This window comes from Acidimicrobiales bacterium, assembly GCA_035512495.1.
Lineage (GTDB): Bacteria > Actinomycetota > Acidimicrobiia > Acidimicrobiales > CADCSY01 > DATKDW01.
Genome location: DATKDW010000067.1, coordinates 1 through 5,745, shown reverse-complemented (window position 1 = coordinate 5,745; position 5,745 = coordinate 1). Strand labels below are relative to the sequence as shown.

At 73.1% G+C, this 5,745-nt stretch carries 8 protein-coding genes; all 8 read right to left on the bottom strand.

Annotated elements, in window-relative coordinates:
• Positions 1–401 (bottom strand): transcription antitermination factor NusB (gene nusB / locus VMN58_10050; protein ID HUF33535.1); only part of this gene is annotated, 401 nt, incomplete at its 3' end.
• A gap of 56 nt (positions 402–457) precedes the next feature.
• Positions 458–1,018 carry an elongation factor P gene (efp, locus tag VMN58_10045; protein HUF33534.1) on the bottom strand — a complete coding sequence of 187 codons (561 nt, stop codon included), beginning with the start codon at positions 1,016–1,018 and terminating at the stop codon, positions 458–460.
• Positions 1,019–1,072: 54 nt separating this feature from the next.
• Positions 1,073–2,182, bottom strand: a complete 1,110-nt coding sequence (locus VMN58_10040; GenBank protein HUF33533.1) for a Xaa-Pro peptidase family protein — start codon at positions 2,180–2,182, stop codon at positions 1,073–1,075.
• A gap of 11 nt (positions 2,183–2,193) precedes the next feature.
• Positions 2,194–2,646, bottom strand: coding sequence for a type II 3-dehydroquinate dehydratase (locus VMN58_10035; GenBank protein ID HUF33532.1), 453 nt, complete (start codon positions 2,644–2,646; stop codon positions 2,194–2,196).
• Positions 2,643–3,680 (bottom strand): 3-dehydroquinate synthase family protein, encoded by a 1,038-nt coding sequence (locus tag VMN58_10030; protein HUF33531.1) that lies wholly within the window; start codon positions 3,678–3,680, stop codon positions 2,643–2,645. Before VMN58_10030 ends, VMN58_10035 begins: the two co-directional genes overlap by 4 nt.
• Positions 3,677–4,225, bottom strand: coding sequence for a shikimate kinase (locus tag VMN58_10025; GenBank protein ID HUF33530.1), 549 nt, complete (start codon positions 4,223–4,225; stop codon positions 3,677–3,679). Before VMN58_10025 ends, VMN58_10030 begins: the two co-directional genes overlap by 4 nt.
• A gap of 1 nt (position 4,226) precedes the next feature.
• Positions 4,227–5,393 (bottom strand): chorismate synthase, encoded by a 1,167-nt coding sequence (aroC, locus tag VMN58_10020; protein HUF33529.1) that lies wholly within the window; start codon positions 5,391–5,393, stop codon positions 4,227–4,229.
• A 50-nt stretch (positions 5,394–5,443) separates the two neighbouring features.
• Positions 5,444–5,745 (bottom strand): hypothetical protein (locus tag VMN58_10015; GenBank protein HUF33528.1); only part of this gene is annotated, 302 nt, incomplete at its 5' end.

The following is a 5,745-nucleotide window of genomic DNA, read 5'->3' as shown; positions in this document are numbered from 1 at the left end:
TGCTCGGCGATGCGGCCCAGCATGCCGTTGACGAACTTGCCGGAGTCGTCGGTGGAGTAGCGCTTGGCCAGCTCGACGGCCTCGGAGATGATCGCCCCGGTGGGGACGTCGGGACGGTGGCCGAGCTCGTAGACGGCCATCCGCAGCAGCGTGCGGTCGATGGTGGGCATGCGCTCGAGCGACCAGCCCTTCGAGAAGCGGCGGATGAGCTGGTCGAGCTCGGGTCCGTGCTCCCCCACCCCGGCGACGAGGTCGGCGGCGAACGCCTCGGGCTCGAGGGTCTGGCACTCGAGGACCTCGGTGGAGGAGATCCCCTTGGAGTCGGCCTCGTAGAGCATCGACAGGGCCCGCTCGCGGGCCTCACGCCGCGAGCCGACGCCGTCGGCGGTGGGATCGGTCACGGCCAGACGCTCATCGACAGGCGCTCACGTGCGCGGGCTGGTCGGGTTGGCCACGATCAGACCCGGGTCATGTAATCGCCGCTGCGGGTGTCGACCTTGATCCGGTCCCCGACGTTCACGAACAGCGGGACGGCGACCACCAGGCCGGTCTGCACCGTGGCCGGCTTGCGGCCGGCCGAGCTGCGGTCGCCCTGCAGGCCGGGCTCGGTCTCGGTGACGTCGAGCTCGACCGAGGCCGGGATCTCCACGCCCACGATCTCGTCCTTGTACATCATGAGCAGGGCGGTGGAGCCCTCCACCAGGTAGTTGACGGCGTCGCCCAGGGTGGCGGGCGGGACGTTCAGCTGGTCGTAGGTCTGGTTGTCCATGAACACGAAGTCGCCGGCCTCGGCGTAGAGGTACTGCATCTCCCGCTTGTCGATCACCGCCTGCTCGACCTTCTCGGCGGCGCGGAACGTCTTGTCGACCTGGGCGCCGGTGCGGGTGTTCTTCAGGGTGGTGCGCACGAAGGCGCCGCCTTTGCCGGGCTTGACGTGCTGGAAGTCGACCACCTGGAAGAGGCCCTCGGAGAGGTCGAGGGTCATGCCGTTCTTGAGGTCGTTGGTGCTGATCGTCATGGACGGTCCTTCGGTGACGGGCTTCGGGCGGCGGAGCGCGGGCGGGAGGGGGTCTCAGGGCCGGGTGGTCTTGGGCGCTGCGGTGAGCGCCCGGCAACCCTGCGGGGTGACCACGACGGTGTCCTCGACGCGGACGCCTCCGTGCGCTCGCAGGTAGACGCCTGGCTCGACGGTGACCACGTGACCGGGGGCGAGCGTAGCAGCCACCCCCGTGGCCACCCGGGGCCCCTCGTGGATGTCGAGGCCCACCCCGTGGCCCGTGGGGTGGACGAAGGCGTCGGCCCAGCCGGCCTCGGCGATGGCGCTGCGGCAGGCGTCGTCGACCTCGCCGGTGGTGGCGCCGGGCACCACGGCGGCGACGCCAGCGGCCTGGGCGGCGGTGACGACGTCGAGCATCCTGGCCTGGGTGGGGCTGGGCTCACCGACCACGAAGGTGCGGGTCATGTCGGAGTGGTAGCCGTCGAGCAGGGCGCCGAAGTCGATCACGACGAGGTCGCCCTCGGCGATGGTGCGCTCCCCCGGTCGGTGGTGCGGTCGGGCACCGTTGGGACCCGACGCCACGATGGTCTCGAAGCTGACGTCGTCGGCGCCGCCGGCTCGCATGGCCAGGTCGAGGTCGAAGGCGAAGGTCCGCTCGTCGGGTCGCTCGAGGAGCCGGTGGCGCACCTCGGCGAGGGCCGCGTCGGCGATGGCCGCGGCTGCTTCGATCCGGGCGACCTCGCCGTCGTCCTTGACCTCGCGGAGCGCCTCGACGAGGCCGGTGGTGGCGACCAGCTCGGCGTCGGGGAGGACCGAGGTCTCGTAGCGCCGGGCCACCGACCACGCCACGTCGGCGGCCTCCAGGCCCACCCGCGCCACCCCCGCGGCTGCCTCGCCGAGGAGCTCGTCTTGGCGGGCGAGGGTGGCGCCGACGGCCACGCGCGCAGGCGCACCGGCGGCGTCGAGCTCGTCGGGTGCCTGCTCGGCGTAGCGGCCGTCGGTGAGGAGCACGGCGTCGTGGTCGAGCACCAGGAGGGTGGCCGACGAGCCGGTGAAGCCGGTGAGGTAGCGGACGTTGGTGAGCGAGGTGACGACGAGGGCGTCGCAGCCGGCATCGGTCAGCCGGGCCTGCAAGCGGGGCAGCCGGGCGGCCAGGTCCATGGGTGGCAGCACGGTGCCGGGCAACCGGTGCCCGCTCACGGTCGGAGGAGGCGGGCGACAGCCTCGACGGCGAGGGCGTAGCCGTGGCCGCCGAGGCCGGCGATGGTGCCGGTGGCCACCGGGGCGACCACCGAGTGGTGGCGCCAGCCCTCCCGGGCGTTGGGGTTGGAGAGGTGCAGCTCCAGCACCGGCCCGTCGAAGGCGGCGAGGGCGTCGTGCAGCGACCACGAGTAGTGGGTGAGGGCGCCCGCGTTGACGATGATCGCCGCACACCGCCCCCGAGCGGCGTGGACGGCGTCGACCAGCACCCCCTCGTGGTTGCTCTGGAGGTGCTCGAGGGTGAGCCCGGCGTCGTCAGCCGCCGCGGTGGCGACCCTCACGTGGTCGTCGAGGGTCGAGGTGCCGTAGACCTCCGGCTCTCGCTCGCCGAGGAGGTTGAGGTTGGGCCCGTTGAGGAGCAGGACGACGGGGCGGTCGGTGGCGGTCATGCGCGGCAGGCCTCCAGGGCGGCGTCGATGGTGGGGCGTGGCACGCCGGTGACCGTCTCGACGCCGTCGGGGCCGTCGAGCACGAAGGTGACGCCGCCGACGGCCTTCTTGTCGCGGGCGAAGAGCTCGACGAGCTCGTCGGGGTCGAGCCCCCGCGGCACGTGCATGGGGAGGTCGTAGGCGGCCACGGTGGCCCGGTGCTCGTCGACCCGGGCGCGGTCGATCCGGCCGAGGCGGTGCGCCAGCTCGGCGGCGAAGACGAGGCCGATGGCCACCGCCTCGCCGTGGCGCAGGTCGTAGCCGCCCGCGGTCTCGAGGGCGTGCGCCAGGGTGTGGCCGTAGTTCAAGGTGGCGCGGCGACCGCCACCTGTCCCCCGCTCTGACGAGCCGCTCGGGCTCTCGCGCTCGTCGGAGGCGACCACCTCGGCCTTGATGCGCACGCATGCGGCGACCCGCTCCTCGAGGCTGAGGTCGAGCAGGTCGGGGGCGCCGAGGAATCGGTACTTGGCCATCTCGCCGAGGCCGCTGCGGTACTCGCGCGGGGGGAGGGCCTCGAGCACCTCGGTGTCGCACAGCACGGCAGCGGGCTGCCAGAAGGCGCCGACGAGGTTCTTGCCCTCGGGCACGTTGACCCCCGTCTTGCCGCCGATGGCGGCGTCGACCTGGCCGAGGAGGGTGGTCGACACGTGCACCACCGGCACCCCCCGGTGGTAGACGGCGGCAGCGAAGCCGGCGGTGTCGGTCACCACTCCCCCGCCGACGGCGACCACCACGTCGCCGCGGGTGAGGCCCCACCGGGCGAAGCCCCGGCACAGCTCCTCGACCGTCTCGAGCGACTTGGCGTCCTCGCCGTCGCCCATGGTGAAGGTCCGGTGCTCGACGCCGGGGTCGACCTCGACCCCGATGGCGGTCTGGGTCACCACCGCCGCTCGTTGCACGCCGGTCGGGAGCACCTCGGTGAGGCGGTGGCGGGCGCCGTGGCCGACGAGGACGTCGTAGGAGCGGTCGCCGAGGTCGACGGGGACGGTGATCACCTGGAGATCGCCTCCAGGATGCGCTCGACCGCCTGCTCCGGCCCGCAGTCGGCCACGTCGACCTCGTGGTCGGCGACGTCGTGGTAGAGCGGCCGGCGCTCCTCGGCCATGCGGGCGAGGGTCGCTTCGGGGTCGTCGGCGAGGAGGGGCCGGTGGTCGCCGTCGGTGGCGCGGCGGGTGAGGGTGGCCAGGTCGGCGTCGAGCCACACGACCTCGCCGGCGTCGGCGATGCGCTGCCGGTTGGCCGGGTCGAGCACCGCCCCCCCGGCGGCGGCGATGACCGCAGGGGTCTCGGAGGCGAGCGCAGCGGCGAGGGCCTCGGTCTCGAGCACTCGGAAGGCGGGCTCACCGTCGGTCTCGAAGATCTCGCGGACGGTCCGCCCGCTGCGGGCCTCCACCTGCGCGTCGCTGTCGATCAGCTCGCGGTCGAGGCGGCCGGCCAGCAGGGAGCCGACGGTGGTCTTGCCCGACCCCATCATCCCGACGAGGACGATGTGGGTGTCGGGGACCCGTCCTCGGGGGGCTTCGCTGGAACCACCGGCCACGTCAGGCCCGGAGGCTGGCCAAGTAGGCATCGCGGTTGCGCACCAGCTCGTCGACGGAGTCGCCGCCGAACTTGCGGGCGGCCTCGTCGGCCAAGACGAGGGCCACCATGGTCTCGGCCACCACGCCCATGGCCGGCACGGCCGTGACGTCGGTGCGCTCCTTGAACGACACCGTCTCCTCCTTGGTGACGACGTCGACGGTGGCGAGGGTGGGGCGGTTGAGGGTGGCGAGGGGCTTCATGGCCGCCCGGGCCACGAGCAGCTCGCCGGTGGACATGCCGCCCTCGACCCCACCAGCAAGCGTGGAACCACGGCGGTAGTCGCCGGCCTCGGCGTCCCAGTGGATGGGGTCGTGGGCCGCCGAGCCACGACGGCCGGCGACCTCGAAGCCGTCGCCGACCTCCACGCCCTTGACCGCCTGGATGCTCATGAGCGCCCGTGCCAGGGCGGCGTCGAGCTTGCGGTCCCAGTGGACGTGGCTGCCGAGGCCGACGGGCACCCCGTAGGCGAGCACCTCGACCACACCGCCGAGGGAGTCGCCCTCCTTGGCGGTGTCCTTGATCTCCTCGATCATCGCCGCCTCGGCGGCCGGGTCGAAGCAACGCACCTCGGAGGCGTCGACGCGGGCGAGATCGGCGGGCGTGGGACGGTCGGTGGCCTTGCTCCTGACCGGGCCCATCTGGACCACGTGGGAGAGGACCTGCACGCCGATGGTGGCCAGCAGCGACTTGGCGAGCGAGCCGGCAACCACCCGGGCCGCGGTCTCGCGGGCCGACGCCCGCTCGAGCACGTCGCGGGCATCGTCGAAGCCGTACTTCTGCATGCCGGCCAGGTCGGCGTGGCCGGGCCGGGGCTGGGTGAGGGGCTGGGTCGTGGCGCCGGGGGCAGGCGACATCTCGTCGTGCCACTTGTCGGAGCGCTTCCACTCGGAGTTGCCGATCTCGACCGCCACCGGAGAGCCGAGGGTGCGCCCGTGGCGCACGCCGCCCACCAGGCTCAGCTCGTCGGCCTCGAAGCGCATGCGCGGGCCGCGCCCGTAGCCGAGGCGGCGACGGGCGAGCTCGGCGCCGATCTCCTCGACGGTGACGGGCAGGCCGGCGGGCAGGCCCTCGACGATGACGACGAGCGCCCGGCCGTGGGACTCACCCGCGGTGAGGAAGCGGATCACCCCGCCAATCTACAAGGGGCGGGTGGGCGGGCCGGGACGGGTTGTGGGGGTCAGCAGTCGATCGATCCGACGAGGGTGCGGTCGTTGGCGTCGCAGTCGTCGTCGATCTTCGGGAGCTGCCGCAGCCGCTGACGAGCCTCCGAGACCATGTCAGGGCGACCGAGGGCTGTCCCCGTCCGGACCACGCCCCGGAGCGCGATGCGGGACCACGGGTTCCATCGCAACGCTGTCCGGTAGTGATCGAAGGCGTCCTCCATCAGACCGGCGGCCTCCTCGTCGAGGGCGAGCTGGTTCCACAGGTGGGGCGAGCTCGGAGAGCGTTCCACCGCAACCTTCCGCCAGCGCAGGGCTT